The sequence below is a fragment of the Epilithonimonas xixisoli genome, from assembly GCF_004365655.1.
GTDB classification, from domain to species: Bacteria; Bacteroidota; Bacteroidia; order Flavobacteriales; family Weeksellaceae; genus Epilithonimonas; species Epilithonimonas xixisoli.
In genome coordinates this window covers 68,746-86,758 of the sequence record NZ_SOEO01000003.1, presented here as the reverse complement: position 1 = coordinate 86,758, position 18,013 = coordinate 68,746, and the positions used below count along the sequence as shown (strand labels likewise).

Below are 18,013 nucleotides of genomic sequence, written 5' to 3'. Positions count from 1 at the left end.
TTCATTTATCTATGAGTAAAACCATCATTATAGGTCTTCCAAAGAGTTTCAGTTTCTACAAGAATCTGGAAAAAAATCTTACGCAACTTGGTTTTACTGTTGTTGATATCAGCTATGTAGATCACGACTTCAAATATCCGAGTTTTTTTGACAAATTTTATAACTTTCTCAGAAAAACATTTTTGAACGACAAGGGATACAAAACGAGACTAAAATTTAAAAAATATGCCTCTGAAATCAATTCAAAGCTGAATAGTATTGAAAAAGCGGATTATGCTTTGTTGATTCGCCCAGATATTTATCCTATTGAGGTTATCAAAAAAATTAAAAAAAAATCTAATAAACTGGTGGGATATCAGTGGGATGGTTTGCATCGTTTTCCAGCTGTACACGCAACAATAAAATACTTCGACCGATTTTTTGTTTTTGATGAGAACGACATTTCATCGAAAGATAAAGTTCTTCTTCCCCTGACTAATTTTTATTTTGATTATGACAAAGACGCGTCACAAAATGAAGAAATTTATGATGTCTATTTTGTAGGTAGTTTCGTAAGAAAAAGAATGCAAAGTATTATTGATTTTACTAATTTTTTAACCGCTCATCATTTTGTCCCCAAGATTATGATTTACTGCCAACCAGTACATTTGGCAAAAGAATTTCCAAATGATGATGTAGAATATATTTTCAAGCATCTGTCCTATGAAGAAAACATTAGTTTTTTAAAGCAGAGCAAAATTGTGGTTGATTTCTTAAACACTGCTCATAAAGGATTATCTTTTAGAACGTTTGAAGCTTTATACTATGACAAAAAACTAATTACTACAAATTCCGAAATCAAAAAATATGACTTCTATAAACCGGAAAATATATTCATTTGGGATACAACATCTTCTACTACAGATGAACTTTTAGATTTTATGAAAAAGCCTTATTCTAAAGTAAATGAGAAATTAAAACAAAAATATTCTTTCACCAACTGGTTGAATTATGTCTTAGACATTCCTCCTTTTGAAGAAATAAAGTTACCAAAATAATTATGGAAGAAAAATTTGGAATCAATATTTCCGGTTACATTAACAAAGACTTTGGACTTGGTGTGGCAGTTCGGGCTAATATAAATGCTGTAAAAACGGCCAATATTCCTTTTGTTGTAAATGATGTCAATTTTTCTTTGCTGAAGGAAATAAAATCTGGCAATCATCACATAGCCAATCTTACTGAGGAAAACCCTTACAATGTTAATTTAATTCAGGTTAATTTTGACAATCTTAATAATTTCTTTAGTGATAAAAACAAATCTTATTTCGAAGGGAAGTACAACATTGGTTTCTGGGCTTGGGAGCTGGATTCTTTGCCTGAGGAAGCAAAACCGTTTTTCAAAATCCTTGATGAAATCTGGGTACCAAGTAATTTCTGCGCTGAGGCAATCTCCAAGGATTCTACGCTCCCTACTTTGAAAGTGATGCATTCTATTGCGATGGAAGAATCGGAGTTTAGACGTTCGGAATTTGACTTATCGGAGGAGAAATTTGTTTTTCTAACAATGTTTGATTATCACAGTAATATCGAAAGAAAAAATCCATTTGCAACGATTGAAGCATACGAAAAAGCGTTTGGAAAAAACGATACTAAAACCCTGTTGGTCATTAAAACCTCAATATCAACAAAGTTTCCAACCGAAAAATCAAAACTACTTTCACGAATTGCTGATAATAAAAGCATCATCCTAATTGAAGAAATTCTAGAAACTAAAAAACTTCAAGGATTAATCAATATTTGTGACTGTTTTGTCTCGCTCCACCGCTCAGAAGGATTTGGACTCACTATGGCGGAAGCTATGTTTTTTGGAAAACCAGTAGTTGCAACGGCATTCTCTGCAAATGCGGAGTTTATGAATATTAACAATAGTTTTCTTGTAAAGTACAATCTCATCTCTACTGGTGAGATTTACTATGGAAGCAATGATAAAAATCTGTGGGCTGATCCTGACATTGCTCATGCATCGGAACTGATGAAATACATTTTTGAAAATCCCAAAAGTTCTGAAATAATTGCCGAACGCGGTAAAGCTGACGTACGCAAAGAATTGAGTCCAGAAAAAATTGGAAATCAAATAAAGAAAAGATTACATGTAATTCATAAGGAAATTTTACCATTCAAATCAAGTTCTGCTTCTCAAGAAGTACAACTTATGCAATTTGAAAATGAAATCCTTCAAAAGAAAATTGATAAACTCCGAAGTCTGTCATCAATAAAACTGAAAGAAGGTTTTAAAAATTTCCAAAACAAAATTACAGGAAAAAACAGGAAGTATTTTTGGGAATAAACTACGAAGCAAATGATAAAAAAAGCAATATTCTTCTTCCCCGAAAATCCCTTCTCAAACAGGGCGGGCAATGTCAAAAGAGCATTTTCCACGCTTAACATCCTAAAAAAAATAGGTTATGAAATTGACCTGGTAGGTTCTAAGGATGTTTACCAAGAAATGTCGGACAAGGAATATTTTGATAAAAATGTTGTGAATACATTATTTTTAATTTCAAAAAAACCGAATAAGAAAAATATCCTAGTTTATTTGAAATATAAATTCAAAAAAAAAATTAATAAACCATTTAAATACAATGGTTTCCTCAGTAGTTATACTATCGATTCTTTTGAGAAAATTCTTTCACAAAAAAAATATGATCTAATTTTTGTTAATTACGAAACTTGGGCTCCACTCGTCCATAATACAATAGCAAAACAATCCAAGCTTATTATAGATACTCACGATTGGATGACGCTTAACAACTTCTACAATAATCCCAAAATAGATATAGGCGAAAAATTTGGCGAGGAAATTAAAAACTTATCATTTTTTAATCACATTGTTACCATTTCCATTGATGAATATTTTATTTTTAAAAGTTTTCTTGGAAAAAAAGTTATTAATATCCCGCCGGGCTTTCCAGACAAAACAGAAAATGAAACTTTAAAGTTTTCCGAGAAAAAGTATGACCTTATATTCGTTGGCTCCGATAACCCATTCAATATCAAAGCACTAAAATGGTTTTTTGAGACAGTGTTTCCATTGATTAAAATTAAAACAAAAATTTGTGTGATAGGTAGGATTTGTAATCACATCCCAGATTTTGAAAATCTTGATAAAATTATTTATGCTGAAGATCTTGATGGCTTATATTACAATTCAAAAGTTGCTCTTTGCCCTATGCTAGAAGGTACAGGTATCAAAATTAAAGTTGTAGAGGCTTTATCCTATGGTTTACCTGTGATTGGAACGACTAAAACAGTAGATGGTTTTCTTGATAAAAATGCTAATGGATGTATAACGGCAGATAACCCTCTAGAATTTGCATCAAATATTGAAATAGTATTATCGAATCAAGAATTTTATGATTTAATAAAAAATCAAAGCAAAACCTATTTTAAAGAACATTTTATGGAAGATAAAATAGCGCAATCTTGGAAATCAATATTAATGTGATAAAATTTACTCTCTATCATATTCATCATCCAATCTCACAATATCATCCTCACCAAAGTAAGTCCCAGTCTGTACTTCTACAAAAACAACAGGCTTGTCTGTAAGATTCATGATTCTGTGTTTCGCGCCTTGCGGGATGAAGATACTTTCGCCGTAAGCAAGTTGAATTTCCTTTTCGTCCAAAATCACAACAGCGTTTCCTTCTACAATTGTCCAGAACTCCTGACGGTGATGGTGAAACTGGTAAGACAATTTCCCACCTGGATTCACGATAATTCTCTTCAGCTTGTAATGAGGTTCATCTGCCAAAACAAAATAAGTTCCCCAAGGTCTTTCGCCAATTTCTAACATAACTCTTATTTTAATAAGCAAAAGTACTATTTCGGAAAAGATTAACCAAATTCAAAAGGCAAAACGCTCAGAATTTCTTAATTTTGCACCACATTTTTTAGACATCAGAATGTTATAAAGCAGATTTTATCATTTATCAATAATAATCTTTTATGACTTCTGAAAAAACAAATATTTGATTATGAAAAAAGTAAGAGTGCGTTTTGCGCCAAGTCCAACAGGAGCTTTACACTTAGGCGGTGTTCGAACTGCTTTATATGACTACCTTTTCGCAAAAAACCAAGGTGGCGAGTTTGTCCTTAGAATCGAAGATACAGACACGGCAAGATATGTTGAAGGTGCGGAAGATTACATTATGAATTCTCTCGAATGGTGCGGTATCATTCCAGACGAAAGCCCAAGAGTTGGCGGGCCTTACGCGCCTTACAGACAATCTGAAAGACGCGACATCTACGACAGATACAAAGAGCAAATCCTGAAAACAGAGTATGCTTATTTAGCTTTTGATACACCAGAAGAATTGGATGCGATCCGAAAAGACTTCGAGGCCAAAGGCGATGTTTTCTCTTACAATCATCAGACAAGACAACAACTTAAAAATAGTATTTCTCTTTCTCAAGACGAAGTTCAGAAATTGTTGGATGCAAAAGTTCCTTACGTCGTTCGTTTCAAAATGCCGGTTGATAGAACGTTGAATCTTCAGGACATCATTAGAGGTAATTTTTCTGTGAATACAAATACTTTGGACGACAAGGTTTTGATTAAAAATGACGGAATGCCAACTTACCATTTCGCTAATGTGGTTGATGATTTCGAAATGAAAATTTCTCACGTGATCCGTGGTGAAGAATGGTTGCCATCTATGCCATTGCACGTTTTGCTTTATGAAGCGATGAATTGGGAAGCTCCGGAATTCGCTCATTTATCATTAATATTAAAACCAGAAGGCAAAGGAAAATTAAGCAAAAGAGACGGCGCCAAATTCGGATTTCCGGTTTTCCCAATGAACTTCAAAGATCCTGAAAGTGATGAGATCTGGAAAGGTTACAAAGAATCTGGTTATTTTCCAGAAGCTTTTATTAATATGACAGCTTTGTTGGGTTGGACACCAGCAAACGACAGAGAAATTGTTTCTATGGACGAAATGATTGCAGAATTTGATCTTCACAAAGTTCATAAAGCAGGCGCAAGATTTGACCCTCAGAAAGCAAAATGGTTTAATCAAGAATATTTGAAACTAAAATCGAATGAAGAAGTTTTAGAATTATTAAAAGAGGTTGAGGAAGTGAAAGCTTTAAATCTTTCTGATGACAAATTATTGAAAATCGTTTCATTGATGAAAGAAAGAGCAACTTTTGTGATTGATATTTACAACGATGGAAAATTCTTCTTCGAAGCGCCAACTTCTTACGACGAAAAAGCATTGAAAAAAGCTTGGAACGATACAACTTCAGCGATTTTGAAGGATTTCGCAGGGAAATTAGAAACTTCAGAATTTGATTCTGAAACTTTGAAAGAGGCGATTCATCATTTTGCAGAAGAGCATTCTTTGGGAATGGGAAAAGTGATGATGCCACTTCGTCTTGCATTAGTAGGCGAACTGAAAGGTCCCGATGTTCCAGACATTATGAACATTATCGGGAAAGAAGAAACGCTTGCAAGACTAGAAAAAGCTATAAGTATAAATTAATATTTTAAACGCAAAGATTTAAAGAAGAAACTGATTTTTCAAGTGAGCAAAGATTTCTACCTTGTCGATGAAGAAGGATCTGAGTTAAAATTCAAGCTTCCTCAAGTCAATTTTAATTGATAAAAACTTTGCTCCCTAAATAATCGGAATTAAAACTAAACCTTTGCGATTAAATAAAATCCAATTCAAAAAAAAACATTATTTTTGAGGGTTTAATCCAAACAAAACATGGAATATTTAGAATTTGAACAACCTGTAAAGGAATTGATAGATCAGTACGAAAAATGTGTGCAACTGGGTACAGAAAGCGGCATTGATGTAGATGAATCCTGCAAAAAGATCAAAACCAAAATAGAAGAAACTAAGAAAAAAATATACGGAAATCTGACGCCTTGGCAAAAAGTTCAGCTATCGAGACATCCGGACAGACCTTACACGCTTGATTACATCAACGGTTTGGCGGACGCTGGAAGTTTTGTAGAACTTCACGGTGACAGAAACTTTGGTGATGATCCTGCGATGATTGGCGGAATTGCCAGCATCAGCGGAAACACGGTAATGTTGATAGGAACTCAAAAAGGAAGAACAACAAAGGAACGTCAGCACAGACGTTTCGGAATGTCGAATCCTGAAGGTTACAGAAAGGCTTTGCGTTTGATGAAATTGGCAGAGAAATTCAACATTCCTGTAGTAACTTTGATTGATACACCAGGCGCTTATCCAGGTCTTGAAGCTGAGGAACGTGGACAAGGTGAGGCGATTGCTAGAAACATCTTTGAAATGTGCTCTCTAAAAGTGCCAATTATCACCATCATCATCGGTGAAGGTGCAAGTGGTGGCGCATTGGGAATTGGTGTTGGGAATAAAGTTTATATGATGGAGAATACTTGGTATTCTGTAATCTCTCCGGAAAACTGTTCGGCAATCCTTTGGAGAAGCTGGGAATACAAAGAAACTGCAGCAACAACGATGAAGCTGACTTCTGATGATATGCTAAAACAGGAATTAATTGACGGCATTATTCCAGAACCGTTAGGAGGCGCACATTATGATTCTGCGACTACTTTTGAGAACGTGAAGAAAGTATTGTTAAAAGACATTAAATCACTATCCAAGCAAGCGCCTGAGAAATTGGTAAACGACCGTCAGGAGAAATTCATTGCGATGGGAGAATTCAAAGGGTAATTTGGCTTTTGGCAATTCGCTTTTTGCTTTTAGCTTAACACCTTTAAACCTAATAAAATATAACCCTTTCAGAGTTTGAAACTTTGGAAGGGTTTTTTGTTTGTCTAAGTTTCAATAAAATTCAAATCGTGAATTTATAACCAAATGTCCAATCTTGCGAAGCTGCAGCCCGACTTGAGTGGAGCTCTTTTTTGGATTGGGAAAAGCCTTGGCAAAAAAAGCGGGAACGGAAGGCGGAAAAGCTGCCATAAAAAATCAATAGATTGATTTCGACGAATGTCAAATAGCTGCCCAAAATAATTTCAAAATCAATTATTGTTCAAATAATATTACAAAAAAAGCGATTCAAATAAATTGAACCGCTTTTCTATTTTAGATAAAATCTGATTATTCAGCATCGAAATCAGCATCTGCGTCTGCAGAAACTTTTTCGCCTTCTTCTTTAGATTTTTCTTTGTCTGCTTTTCTTTGAGATAAACCTTCTTTGATAGATTCTGAAACTACGCTCAACAACATATCAATAGATTTTGAAGCATCATCATTTCCTGGGATTACGAAATCCACTTTTCTTGGATCTGAGTTAGTATCTACGATACCGAAAACTGGGATACCCAATTTTTTAGCTTCAGTTACTGCGATGTGCTCTCTCATAATGTCAACTACGAAAATAGCTGAAGGAAGACGAACCATGTCTGAGATAGATCCTAAGTTTTTCTCAAGATTTGCTCTTTGACGATCAACTTGTAATCTTTCTTTTTTAGATAAAGTTTCGAAAGTACCGTCTTTCTTCATTTTATCGATAGAGTTCATTTTCTTCACAGCTTTTCTGATAGTTACAAAGTTTGTAAGCATACCACCTGGCCATCTTTCTGTAATATAAGGCATGTTAAGTTCAGCAGCGTGTTTTGCTACTACTTCTTTCGCTTGCTTTTTAGTTGCTACGAAAAGAACTTTTTTACCTGCAGAAGTTAATTTTTCCAAAGCTACACAAGCCTCGTCCAATTTAACAGCTGTTTTATGTAAATCTACGATGTGAATACCGTTTTTCTCCATGAAAATGTATGGAGCCATATTTGGATTCCACTTTCTAGTCATGTGACCGAAGTGTACGCCAGCCTCTAAAAGGTCTTTTACATTTGCTTTTGCCATGTTTTCTTGTTTTTTGTTAGTTTACTTTCCGCTTTTCTGCAATCAACTTTACTTTAGATGGGAGTAAAGTTTGGATGCTAAACGTAACGGGCAATAGGCGTTTGGCTTTTTGCTAATAGCAATTGGCTTTTCGCCGGATTAACTTTAATAAATGATTTGAAAAAATCTGTAGCCAACAGCCAGAAGCCATTTGCCAACAGCAAGTCTTAACGTTTTGAGAATTGGAATCTCTTTCTCGCTTTTTTCTGACCTGGTTTCTTTCTCTCTACCATTCTTGCGTCTCTGGTCAACAATCCGTGAGGTTTAAGAAGTAATCTGAATTCTTCGTTAATTTCACACAATGCTCTAGAAACTCCTAGTCTGATAGCCTCAGCTTGACCAGTGATTCCTCCACCAAAAACATTAACTTTAAGGTCGTATTGCTCAAGTGTTTCTGTCAACAAAAATGGCTGATTCACTTTGTAAACCAAAACATCTGTACAGAAATAAGTCTTAGCATCTTTACCGTTTATCGTGATGTTACCAGTTCCTGGCTTAACAAACACTCTTGCAACAGAAGTTTTTCTTCTTCCGATTTTGTGTACTGTAGACATATTAATTATTTGAATTCGTTAACATTGATTACTTTTGGCTGCTGCGCTTCGTGTTTGTGCTCAGTTCCTTCATATAAATAAAGGTTTTTGAATAAAGCAGAACCTAATCTGTTTTTAGGAAGCATTCCCTTTACAGATCTTTCTAATACTTTAAGAGCATCTTTTTTCTTAAGCTCCTCAGCAGTCATAAACTTCTGACCACCAGGATATCCTGTATGCCAGATGTAAGTTTTATCTGCCCACTTGTTTCCGGAAAGTGTAACTTTCCCAGCGTTCAAAACGATTACATTGTCTCCACAATCTACGTGTGGTGTGTAATTCGTTTTGTGCTTACCTCTCAAAATCTTTGCAACGGTAGAAGCTAATCTTCCCAACGGTTGCTCAGCAGCATCTACAACAACCCATTCTTTATTTGCTGTAGCCTTGTTTGCCGATACTGTTTTGTAACTTAATGTATTCACAATTTATCGTTTACGATTAAACATAATTTTCCCTTACGGGTGTGCAAAGGTAGCAAAATTTTCTCGGATGAAAAACTTATCCGCAAAAAAGATTTTAAATTTCTAATTATTAATGAGTTATTGAAATAAATCCTCATCCGCATTTTAAAAATTAATTAATATCCGACTTCTTATATAAGGTTGCTTTTTTATATTTTTGGTGAAAATTCTGAAAATGAGCCACGGAAAACTGAGAGAAGAAAAAGACTGCTTAAACTGCGAACATATTGTCGAGGAAAAATATTGCCCCAACTGTGGTCAGCATAACATCCACACTAAACAACCTTTCCATTTCCTCATCACTCATTTCATAGAGGACTTCACGCATTACGATGGGCAATTTTGGGGAACGATGAAAAACTTGTTCTTCAAACCTGGAAAATTGACATCCACTTATCTGGAAGGAAAAAGACAGCAATTTGTTCCACCGGTCAAGCTTTATATTTTCGTCAGTTTTATTACATTTTTTCTGTTTGCGGTGTTTCCACCTTTTGATATTAATTTTGAAGGAAAAGGAAAGACAAAGTTATTTTCACAAAAGGACAAAATATCAGAAATACAAAAAGCCATTAATGACACTAAGACCAAAGAAAAGCTAACGAAAGAAGATAGTATGTATATTGCGAAACTCAACTCTGCTCTTACAGACTCTTCAAAAATCAATCAAATTGAAAGAACTTTGGATCTGGACCAGAAACTGCAGGATAATGAAGTCACCATTTCGGACAACAATTTCGTCAACCGACCTATATCAAATAAACTAGCTGAACTACAGAAGAAAGGTTACAAAAAAAGTGAGATTTTAACTGGATTTATAGAAACAACTATTCATAATCTTCCAAAAGCACTTTTCATTTACCTTCCGATTTTCGCTTTTATTTTATGGCTGTTTCATAACAAAAAGAGATGGTGGTATTTTGATCACGGTATTTTCACACTACATTACTTTTCCTTTCTGTTGCTCTCTTTATTATTTTCATTGTTATTATATAAAATCACAGAATATTCTAGCATACCAGCAATCAACAAGTTTTTATACTTAGGAATTGCTTGTATTTTCATTTACGACGTCATCTATTTTTTCATAGCTCACAAACGGGTTTACCAAACTCAAAAAAGAGTAAGCTTAATCATCGGATTTATAACGCTTTGGATTAATTATTTTGCGTTTTTATTTTTAGTAATAGGATTAGCATTCATAAGTTTCTTGATGATTCACTAAAAAAGCAAAAGCCAGATTTCCTAAGAAGTCTGGCTTTTTTATAAATTATAAGTATCAAATTGAAAGCAAATTGCCAAAAGCCAAATGCTATCAGCTAACTAATATCTCAACGATTTGCTTTCCCGGAAACTTGCAATCATATAATAAGCTACGAAAACTGTAGAGAATTTGATAATAGAAGGAACTGCAGTTTCGAAATCGAAAAATATCAGCCCGACAATTACCAAAGCAACAATTCCAATAAAAGAAATTACCATTTTTTTTGGCAAAGCCCAATCTGGATGGTCAACGAAATAAGCCAATCCCCAACCGATTCCGAAAGCTGAAGCCACATAAAGCTCTACCCAAAAACCTACAGGCTCTCCCATAAAACGTCTCAAGAAAAAACTAATTAACGTTCCGACTACAAAATACATCAGCGCTTTTACCATTTCAAATCATTTTTGCAAAAGTAAGAATTGTAAATTTTATGATGTTTTCGAAACCACAAAAGTCACAAAAGAAAATCTAATTAAAAACATTTTCAAAAGAGCAAAAAAGGAAAGAGTTAAGTTTCATTCTTCTTTTTTGAACTTTGGAAAGCTAAAAATAATACTGCTTGTGTGACTTTTGTGGTTTAAAATTAAAACAACCAAAATCTCCTCAACAAAATTCCTTAGATTTGTGTAAACGATATTTTTATGCGCGAAGTTCGGCTGAATTCTATTCTGGATAATGACTTTTACAAAATCACAATGCAAAATGCAGTCGTGAAATTATTTACCAACGAAATTGTAAAATACGAATTCATCAATCGAGGAAAACACGAGTTTCCGGAAGGTTTTGCTGACGAACTCAGAAAATCTGTCAATGCAATGGCAGAACTGAAGCTGACCAAAGACGAAAAAAAATATCTGAAAGTTACTTGTCCATATCTAGCACTTCCCTATCTTGATTTTCTGGAAGGTTTTCATTACGACCCATCTGAAGTAAAAATTGAACAAAGTGGAACAGAGCTTAAAGTTTCTGTAGAAGGACTTTGGTACAGAACGATTCTTTGGGAGGTTCCTTTGCTCGCTCTTATCAGTGAACTTCATTATGAAATGAATCATCTGGAAAGACAAACCAACGAAGAAGTCATTGATAAAACCGTAGAAAAGGCTGTTCATTTGACAGAACTCGGTGTTCCGTTTGCGGAGTTTGGGACTCGAAGAAGACATTCTTATAAAGTTCACAGATTGGTAATGGACGCTTTGATTCAGGACAAGAAGTCCACTTTCACAGGAACTTCCAATGTTCATTTGGCGATGCTTTACAACGTAAAACCAATTGGCACCCACGCGCACGAATGGTTTATGTTTCACGCGGCGGAATTTGGTTTCAAGATGGCGAATTCTATCGCATTGGAAAATTGGGTGGATGTTTACCGTGGCGATCTTGGAGTTGCACTTTCCGACACTTATACGACGGAAGTTTTCTTCCAGCAATTTGATAAGAAATTTGCGAAGTTGTTTGACGGCGTTCGTCACGACAGCGGAGACCCTTTGGAATTTGCGGACAAAACGATTGCACATTATCAGAAGCAAGGCATCAATCCATTATTCAAATACATTATTTTCTCAGACGGATTAAATCTTGAAAAAGTAGAAGAAATTACAAATTACTGCAAAGGTAGAATCGGGATTTCTTTTGGAATTGGGACTAATTTGACAAATGATGTCGGACTCAAACCAATGAATATCGTAATGAAACTCATCAGCGTAAAAGGCATTAATAATGAATGGATTCCGACTGTGAAATTATCCGACGAAAAAGGAAAATATACGGGCGACCCGAAAATGATTGAGTTGGCGAAGGAGTTTTTAAGGATTAAATAAAAAGTAAATCGCTAAAATTATAGAAGTTAAAAATGACCACTTTTCCAGTAACAGCTTCCACATTATCTGAAACAGAATTAGGAAATTTCATCAAAGAAAAATATCAATTAAATCAAAATTTCGATTGTAAGTTATTTAGAACTGGCGTCAATCACACTTACTTTTTGTCAGACACGAGCACGAAATTTGTTGTCCGAGTTTACTGTCATCAATGGAGAACTAAAATCGAAATTCAAGAAGAATTAGAATTATTAAAATTACTTCAAAGCCACAATCTTTCGATTTCATTTCCAATTCCTGACAAAGACGGAAATTACATTCAGGAAATAAACGCGCCGGAAGGACTTCGATACGCTGTCGTTTTCTCATTTGCCAAAGGAGATAAAATGAGATTTATGACCAATGAAACCTGCTCTGCAATAGGTTCTCTATTGGCGAAAATCCACAACATTACAGCAAATAAAAAAATCGATAGGATAAATTATAATTCTGATGTTTTGCTGAATCAACCTTATGATTACCTAACTACTTATTTTTCTGAAGATTTGTATGAAATGAAATATCTTAAAGAAATAAGTACCAAAATATCCAACAACTTTCAAAAAGTTAATTTATCCGACAATCAGAAAGGCATAGTTCATCTGGATATTTGGTACGATAATCTGAGCGTGAATAATGAAAACGAAATTACCATTTTCGACTTTGACAATTGTGGAAATGGGTGGCTGATTATGGATATTGGGTATTTCTGCAAACAGCTTTTCTTCATAGAATCTGATAAAAAAATCTACGAATCGAAGGTTGAAAGTTTTCTAGATGGTTATAGAAAAGAAAGATATTTATCAGAAATTGAACTAAAATTAATTGCAGATTCAGGCGCTTCGATTTTTATTTTTTACTTAGGCGTCCAGGCTCAGAGATTTGATTGGTCTAATATATTTTTTACTGAAAACTATCTAAAAATGTTTGTTGGAAGAATAAAGAATTGGATAGATTATTATAAAAACAAAGAAGCTACAATTTCTAATACGAAGTTTAAATAAGCCAAAAGTTTTTTGGATTGAGAAACTATTTCTTGAGAATAAAATAATTTTAAACCCAATTTTCCACTTCAAATACACTCATAAAAGATTATTAAACTAACAATAATCAAAATTCATATTTCTTATTGCTAAATATGTTTTTTCTTAATATAAAATACTGAACATCAATTCTATTAATTTTAATTAAATATTATTGATGGAACAAAAAAATAAATTAATTTTACAATTAGTGAAAGTTTGAAAAAATGTTCAAGAATTTATAAAAATCTAACTCTTTGGCATCAATTTTCATTCTTGTAAAAGCACAACTTAAAAATTATTTTTATACTATGAGAAAAACATTTAAAATCGCTGCTCTTGCCTTGATGGTTTCTATGACAGCCGTTTCTTGTAAAAAGAAAGTTTCTGATGCAGATTTGACATCACAAGCTACAACAGTAATCACGTCTTATCCTGGAACTTCTGTGGAAGTGAAAGAAGGACAAGCGCACCTGAGTGGCGTTTTCGCAACAGAGGCCGACAAACTTGCCGCTATCGAAGCTTTGAAAAAAGTAGAAGGCGTAAAAGATGTTCACGATATGGCAACTGTAGCTCCTGTAGCTGCGCCGGTAGAAGTGAACGTTGTTGACGCAGCTGTTTTACAAAGAGTAAATGATGCGCTGAAAGACATCCCGGGCGTGAAAGCTGAAGATGTTGCAGGAACTTTGACATTGACAGGTTCTACAACTTCTGCTAACGCAAGAAAAGTAAAAGAGTCTGTAGATGCTCTTAAAATTGGTAAATACGATAACAAAATCACCGTAAAATAATCACAAATGAGTTTACAAGATAAATATGCAAGTGTAGTTTCTGCAGCACAATCTGCTGGACTTTCTGACCTTTCTGTACAAGAGCAAGATGGCGTTTTGTACGTGACTGGAAAAGCAACAAACAGCGCAGCAAAAGACAGCGTTTGGAACGCATTGGGTGCAATCGACCCTTCTTATACTGCAACCGACATCAATGTAGATGTACAAGTTTCCGGATTGGCAGCTGGCGCATCTTTGACTGTTGCAACAGATGAATCTAACCTAAACATCCGTCAAGAGCCTTCTACAGAAGGAGCAATTGTGGGTAAAGCTGCAAAAGGAGAAACTGTAACTTTGGTAGAACAATCTTCTGACGACTGGTGGAAAATCAAAACGGCTGATGGCGAGGAAGGTTATGCTTACGCAAGATATTTGAAAGCTTAATTTCAAAACAACTTAATAATAATGAAACCTCTGATCTTTCAGGGGTTTTTTCTATTTTTGAAAGCTAAAAACTAAAAATACTTGATGAAAAAATTCTGGCTTGTTTTCATTTTTACTTTTTTGAAGCTGAATGCTCAAACGTACAGCGTAAATGGAAAAGTCTTTGATGAAAACAACAATCCTTTGGAAAATGTTTCTGTTTCATTGATGAAGCAAAAAGATTCCTCTATTATCAATTTCATCGGGACGAGCAAAAGTGGAAGCTTCAGTTTAAAAATTCCTGAGCAGAAAGAAGCTTCCTTTCTTCAGATTTCGGGCGATAAATTGAAAACTTTCACACGGAAATTCGAATCGATTTATCAAAATGAAAATCTTGGGGTAATTAAACTTAATAAAGAACTGATTACCAACATCGAGGAAGTACAAATCACTGTTTCTCCTGTAAAAATCAAAAAAGATACGATTGAATATAATGCTTCTTTTCTCAAGGTAAAACCGGATTCAAAAATTGATGAACTAATAAAAGAAATTCCCGGAGCAGAAATCGATAGCGATGGAAAAATCACGGTCAACGGAAAATCTGTGAGCAAAATCCACATCAACGGAAAACCACTGTTCGACAAAAACGGAAAAACCGAACTGGAAACCATTCCGGCAGACATTATCAAAAAAATTCAGGTTACTACTTCCAAAACCAAAGAACAAGAATTGACTGGCAGAGCGCCCATTACAGATAGTTTGACGGTTAATTTTGAAATGGACAAAAAGCATCGCCAAGGAACTCTAACCAATCTCAGACTTGGTTATGGTTCCAACAACCGTTATGACGGCGCGCTATTTTTCACCAAAACTAAACAAGATTCACGGCTGGCAATTTCTGCAGGCTCTAATAATATCAATGCAGGATTATCCGGCAAAACTGGTTCTGGAACAGGAATTTTTCGAACTTCGGTGGTAAATGTTACTTATTCAGACAAATTTGACAATCTAGATTTGGAACGTTTGAATGCCAATTTTTATGAAAGAAATACGGAAACTTATTCCAAAACCGCGCGGACAACGTTTTTACCAGACTACAAATTGGATAGAAACACAGAACGTTCTGACAACCGAAGTTATCAAAGATTGGGATTTAGTTCCAATGCGGTTCTTAAGTTGGACCAATTCACCAACTTGATTTTCTCTGCCGGTTTTAACAACAATATCACGGAAAGCGATGCCAATAATCAATCTTCCACTTTGCGAGACGACATTTTGCTGAACTCCAGCTCGGGTTCTGTGAAGCAAAAATCCATCAACAATGGGTTTTCTCAATCGTTGGGAATCACAAAGAAATTCAAGAAAGAAAGACGAACTTTTTCAGCCTCGGTTGATGGTAATTTTACAGAAAACAGCGGAACAGATTACAATTTGATGACAACGATTTTCCATCAATCTCCCGAAGAAAATGATTATCGAAATCAGCGTTCGATTTCCAAAAGGCAAAACACAGATTTTTCGTTTAATATGAAATATGACGAGCCTATTTCTGACTCGGCAATCGTTTCCACAGAATTGACTTACAAATCTTTGTCCTTGAGAAATGACAGAAAAGTTAACGATTTCGATACTGAATCGGAAGAATTTTCCATCTACAATTCATTGCTTTCCAATACGATTAATCAAGACATCAATTCCCTAAATGCCGTTGTTGGCTATGATTTGAATAAGACCAAATTCCGGTTTTTCTTCAATGCTCATTTGGATTTCAATGCGAATGATTTTCAAAGCATTTTCAATAGTGAGAATATCAATTTTAAAAGAAATTTTGTGTTTCCAAATTACGAAACAAGGTTCACCTATAATTTTTCCAACAGCAATTCTTTGGAATTGTACAACCAAAGCAACTTCACAGCTCCGACGATGACTGCGCTCAATCCTTTCACAGATATTTCCAATCCGCTGGTTACCACACAAGGAAATCCTGATTTGAAAAGCACTTGGAAAAACACGAGCTCCATCTATTTTGTCAACAGAAATCTTCCGAAAAACATCACGTATTCTGCGAAATTAAAATTCGATTATACTGATAATCAAATTTCAGACTTCTCTTTCTACGACGATACTGGACGACAGTTTCGAACTTACGCCAACATCAGCGGAAATAAAAATTTAAGTTGGGATGCTCGCTTTTCAAAAACTTACAAATGGAACAAAAATCAGCTTCGGATTTCGCCCACATTTTTCTCAAGTTATGCGCATAGAAAAGGCTTTGTAGATGGCGTGCAATTCACGAATACGATTTATAATTTTTCTCCTCGAATTAATTTGAGATTGAATTTGAAAGAGATTCTGGATGTGACAAGTTCTGCAAGTCTCAATTATAATTTTTCCAACTACACCAATTATCGGGTTGATAAAACGCGTTCTGCGCAACAGAATTACGCATTCGGAATCGTCAATTATTTTTTGAAATCGAATCTTTTTTTTACTAATGACCTCAACGTTACTAAGAATAATAATATTTCTGCAGGCTTCAATCGAACGTCTTATTTTTGGAATGCAAGCGTGAATTACAAGTTCTACAAAAAGCAAATGACTGTGAGATTTAATATCAATGATGTTCTGAACCAACGTCAAAATGCCATCCGAAACATTGGTGACAATTACATCGAAGATAGAGAAGATCTTGTGCTTAGACGTTATTTTATGTTATCAATAATGATGAATCTGAGTCAATTTGGAGGGAAGAAAAGTTAATACAAAACTTCTTTCGTCAAAATACTTTCGATGTTATCCGGATAATCCACATCAATTAGATTTTCAGAATTAATCCATTCACGGATTTTTATTGGATCCAATTTTTCGCAAGTCGAAATTCCCATTTTACTCAAAGCAAAGGCGTTGCATTCTTGTTCGTATTGATTTTCAATTGGGATTACGAATAGTTTTTTGTTCATAAACAAAGCTTCTGCAGGCGTTTCGAAACCAGCATTACAAAGAATTCCTTCACAAGATTCGAAAAGTTCGAGGTATTTTTTTTCATCAATCGGGAAAATCTCCACATTGTTGAATTTCTGATGTTGCTTTGCATATTTGGAAAAAACCTTCCACTGAACATCGATTCTCGTCAAAAAATTGGTAATCACCTCATCCGAAAAACTTGGAAGATAAACCAGATAATGACCTTGATTATTCGGCTCTAATTTCCTAATTTTCTGACGAATAACTGGTTTTTTAATACTTGAATTGTAATTATCAAAATGAAACCCGATTTTCTTCTTGCAAGGCACATAATTATTGAGAATCAAACTTCCCAGCCAATCTTTCTTTTCCGGTTTTGGCGTTTCCTTAAAAGTCAAAGAAGCCTGATGACTCAGCTCGATGATTGGCAAACCTCGAAGTTTGGAAGCCCAACCTGTCAACGGCTCAAAATCATTGATAATCAAATCATAAGCAGACAAATCCAAATCCTTTATCACTTTCATCGCCTTGCAAAAATTATTCTCAAGAAAGGTTTTTTTGTAAGACAATCCGCCGGTTTTGTTGTAAAGCAAAGACACACCTTTGAACCGAAAATCAATATCAAAATCCGATTTCAATTGCGTTTGATGTCCGCTAATCAAAGTGTCCACCAATGCGTGTTTTTTGAGAATCGGGATGATTTCCTGAGCTCTGGCGAGATGTCCGTTTCCTGTGCCTTGGAAGGCGTATAATATTTTCATT

17 protein-coding genes are annotated in these 18,013 nt (G+C 34.8%); 11 read left to right on the top strand and 6 right to left on the bottom strand.

What is annotated here, in order from left to right; genetic code table 11:
• The first annotated feature begins 11 nt into the window (after window positions 1-11).
• The 3 genes from B0I22_RS12375 to B0I22_RS12365 are packed head-to-tail and all read left to right on the top strand — an operon-like array spanning window position 12 to window position 3,487.
• Window positions 12-1,037 (top strand): WaaS/CpsH family glycosyltransferase, encoded by a 1,026-nt coding sequence (locus tag B0I22_RS12375; protein ID WP_133945333.1) that lies wholly within the window; start codon window positions 12-14, stop codon window positions 1,035-1,037.
• Between the two features lie 2 nt (window positions 1,038-1,039).
• Complete coding sequence (locus B0I22_RS12370) at window positions 1,040-2,329, top strand: glycosyltransferase (protein WP_133945331.1); 1,290 nt, start codon at window positions 1,040-1,042, stop codon at window positions 2,327-2,329.
• 12 nt (window positions 2,330-2,341) lie between these two features.
• Window positions 2,342-3,487: a glycosyltransferase gene (locus B0I22_RS12365; protein ID WP_133945329.1), complete on the top strand. Its 1,146-nt coding sequence runs from the start codon at window positions 2,342-2,344 to the stop codon at window positions 3,485-3,487.
• A 6-nt stretch (window positions 3,488-3,493) separates the two neighbouring features.
• Here B0I22_RS12365 and B0I22_RS12360 read toward each other — a convergent pair whose 3' ends face one another.
• Window positions 3,494-3,838 (bottom strand): phosphomannose isomerase type II C-terminal cupin domain, encoded by a 345-nt coding sequence (locus B0I22_RS12360; protein ID WP_133945327.1) that lies wholly within the window; start codon window positions 3,836-3,838, stop codon window positions 3,494-3,496.
• A 181-nt stretch (window positions 3,839-4,019) separates the two neighbouring features.
• Here B0I22_RS12360 and gltX point away from each other — a divergent pair, with 181 nt between their 5' ends.
• Entirely contained in the window at window positions 4,020-5,528 is a 1,509-nt protein-coding gene (gltX, locus tag B0I22_RS12355) for a glutamate--tRNA ligase (RefSeq protein ID WP_133945325.1), read from the top strand.
• Between the two features lie 228 nt (window positions 5,529-5,756).
• Window positions 5,757-6,713: an acetyl-CoA carboxylase carboxyltransferase subunit alpha gene (locus tag B0I22_RS12350; protein WP_133945323.1), complete on the top strand. Its 957-nt coding sequence runs from the start codon at window positions 5,757-5,759 to the stop codon at window positions 6,711-6,713.
• 387 nt (window positions 6,714-7,100) lie between these two features.
• Here B0I22_RS12350 and rpsB read toward each other — a convergent pair whose 3' ends face one another.
• The 3 genes from rpsB to rplM form a co-directional block, all read right to left on the bottom strand.
• Window positions 7,101-7,862, bottom strand: a complete 762-nt coding sequence (gene rpsB, locus B0I22_RS12345; RefSeq protein WP_028121230.1) for a 30S ribosomal protein S2 — start codon at window positions 7,860-7,862, stop codon at window positions 7,101-7,103.
• Window positions 7,863-8,068: 206 nt separating this feature from the next.
• The gene (gene rpsI / locus B0I22_RS12340) at window positions 8,069-8,455 is read right to left on the bottom strand and encodes a 30S ribosomal protein S9 (protein ID WP_133945321.1); all 387 of its coding nucleotides are present in this window, start codon (window positions 8,453-8,455) and stop codon (window positions 8,069-8,071) included.
• A gap of 5 nt (window positions 8,456-8,460) precedes the next feature.
• Window positions 8,461-8,916, bottom strand: a complete 456-nt coding sequence (gene rplM / locus B0I22_RS12335; RefSeq protein ID WP_133945319.1) for a 50S ribosomal protein L13 — start codon at window positions 8,914-8,916, stop codon at window positions 8,461-8,463.
• Between the two features lie 214 nt (window positions 8,917-9,130).
• Between rplM and B0I22_RS12330 the strand changes: the two genes are divergently transcribed.
• Window positions 9,131-10,177, top strand: coding sequence for a DUF3667 domain-containing protein (locus tag B0I22_RS12330; RefSeq protein WP_133945317.1), 1,047 nt, complete (start codon window positions 9,131-9,133; stop codon window positions 10,175-10,177).
• A gap of 98 nt (window positions 10,178-10,275) precedes the next feature.
• Here B0I22_RS12330 and B0I22_RS12325 read toward each other — a convergent pair whose 3' ends face one another.
• On the bottom strand, window positions 10,276-10,608 hold the full coding sequence (locus B0I22_RS12325) for a hypothetical protein (RefSeq protein WP_133945315.1): 333 nt from the start codon (window positions 10,606-10,608) through the stop codon (window positions 10,276-10,278).
• A 249-nt stretch (window positions 10,609-10,857) separates the two neighbouring features.
• Here B0I22_RS12325 and pncB point away from each other — a divergent pair, with 249 nt between their 5' ends.
• The 5 genes from pncB (at window position 10,858) to B0I22_RS12300 (ending at window position 17,047) form a co-directional block, all read left to right on the top strand.
• On the top strand, window positions 10,858-12,033 hold the full coding sequence (gene pncB, locus B0I22_RS12320) for a nicotinate phosphoribosyltransferase (RefSeq protein WP_133945313.1): 1,176 nt from the start codon (window positions 10,858-10,860) through the stop codon (window positions 12,031-12,033).
• A gap of 32 nt (window positions 12,034-12,065) precedes the next feature.
• A complete protein-coding gene (locus B0I22_RS12315) occupies window positions 12,066-13,076 on the top strand; it encodes a phosphotransferase (protein ID WP_133945311.1) in 1,011 nt (336 codons plus the stop codon).
• A gap of 329 nt (window positions 13,077-13,405) precedes the next feature.
• Window positions 13,406-13,885 carry a BON domain-containing protein gene (locus tag B0I22_RS12310; RefSeq protein ID WP_133945309.1) on the top strand — a complete coding sequence of 160 codons (480 nt, stop codon included), beginning with the start codon at window positions 13,406-13,408 and terminating at the stop codon, window positions 13,883-13,885.
• Between the two features lie 6 nt (window positions 13,886-13,891).
• Window positions 13,892-14,308, top strand: a complete 417-nt coding sequence (locus B0I22_RS12305) for an SH3 domain-containing protein (protein WP_133945307.1) — start codon at window positions 13,892-13,894, stop codon at window positions 14,306-14,308.
• 84 nt (window positions 14,309-14,392) lie between these two features.
• A complete protein-coding gene (locus B0I22_RS12300) occupies window positions 14,393-17,047 on the top strand; it encodes an outer membrane beta-barrel protein (RefSeq protein ID WP_133945305.1) in 2,655 nt (884 codons plus the stop codon).
• On the opposite strand, the gene B0I22_RS12295 is transcribed toward B0I22_RS12300, so the two are convergent.
• Window positions 17,044-18,012, bottom strand: a complete 969-nt coding sequence (locus B0I22_RS12295) for a glycosyltransferase family protein (RefSeq protein WP_133945303.1) — start codon at window positions 18,010-18,012, stop codon at window positions 17,044-17,046. The genes B0I22_RS12300 and B0I22_RS12295 overlap by 4 nt on opposite strands.
• Window position 18,013 lies beyond the last annotated feature (1 nt).

What these genes read in the sequence shown, in the direction of transcription:
- B0I22_RS12375 (WP_133945333.1), top strand. Translation starts at nt 12, where the DNA reads ATGAGTAAAACCATCATTATAGGTCTTCCAAAGAGTTTCAGTTTCTAC.
- B0I22_RS12370 (WP_133945331.1), top strand. Translation starts at nt 1,040, where the DNA reads ATGGAAGAAAAATTTGGAATCAATATTTCCGGTTACATTAACAAAGAC.
- B0I22_RS12365 (WP_133945329.1), top strand. Translation starts at nt 2,342, where the DNA reads ATGATAAAAAAAGCAATATTCTTCTTCCCCGAAAATCCCTTCTCAAAC.
- B0I22_RS12360 (WP_133945327.1), bottom strand. Translation starts at nt 3,838, where the DNA reads ATGTTAGAAATTGGCGAAAGACCTTGGGGAACTTATTTTGTTTTGGCA.
- gltX (WP_133945325.1), top strand. Translation starts at nt 4,020, where the DNA reads ATGAAAAAAGTAAGAGTGCGTTTTGCGCCAAGTCCAACAGGAGCTTTA.
- B0I22_RS12350 (WP_133945323.1), top strand. Translation starts at nt 5,757, where the DNA reads ATGGAATATTTAGAATTTGAACAACCTGTAAAGGAATTGATAGATCAG.
- rpsB (WP_028121230.1), bottom strand. Translation starts at nt 7,862, where the DNA reads ATGGCAAAAGCAAATGTAAAAGACCTTTTAGAGGCTGGCGTACACTTC.
- rpsI (WP_133945321.1), bottom strand. Translation starts at nt 8,455, where the DNA reads ATGTCTACAGTACACAAAATCGGAAGAAGAAAAACTTCTGTTGCAAGA.
- B0I22_RS12330 (WP_133945317.1), top strand. Translation starts at nt 9,131, where the DNA reads ATGAGCCACGGAAAACTGAGAGAAGAAAAAGACTGCTTAAACTGCGAA.
- B0I22_RS12325 (WP_133945315.1), bottom strand. Translation starts at nt 10,608, where the DNA reads ATGGTAAAAGCGCTGATGTATTTTGTAGTCGGAACGTTAATTAGTTTT.
- pncB (WP_133945313.1), top strand. Translation starts at nt 10,858, where the DNA reads ATGCGCGAAGTTCGGCTGAATTCTATTCTGGATAATGACTTTTACAAA.
- B0I22_RS12315 (WP_133945311.1), top strand. Translation starts at nt 12,066, where the DNA reads ATGACCACTTTTCCAGTAACAGCTTCCACATTATCTGAAACAGAATTA.
- B0I22_RS12310 (WP_133945309.1), top strand. Translation starts at nt 13,406, where the DNA reads ATGAGAAAAACATTTAAAATCGCTGCTCTTGCCTTGATGGTTTCTATG.
- B0I22_RS12305 (WP_133945307.1), top strand. Translation starts at nt 13,892, where the DNA reads ATGAGTTTACAAGATAAATATGCAAGTGTAGTTTCTGCAGCACAATCT.
- B0I22_RS12300 (WP_133945305.1), top strand. Translation starts at nt 14,393, where the DNA reads ATGAAAAAATTCTGGCTTGTTTTCATTTTTACTTTTTTGAAGCTGAAT.
- B0I22_RS12295 (WP_133945303.1), bottom strand. Translation starts at nt 18,012, where the DNA reads ATGAAAATATTATACGCCTTCCAAGGCACAGGAAACGGACATCTCGCC.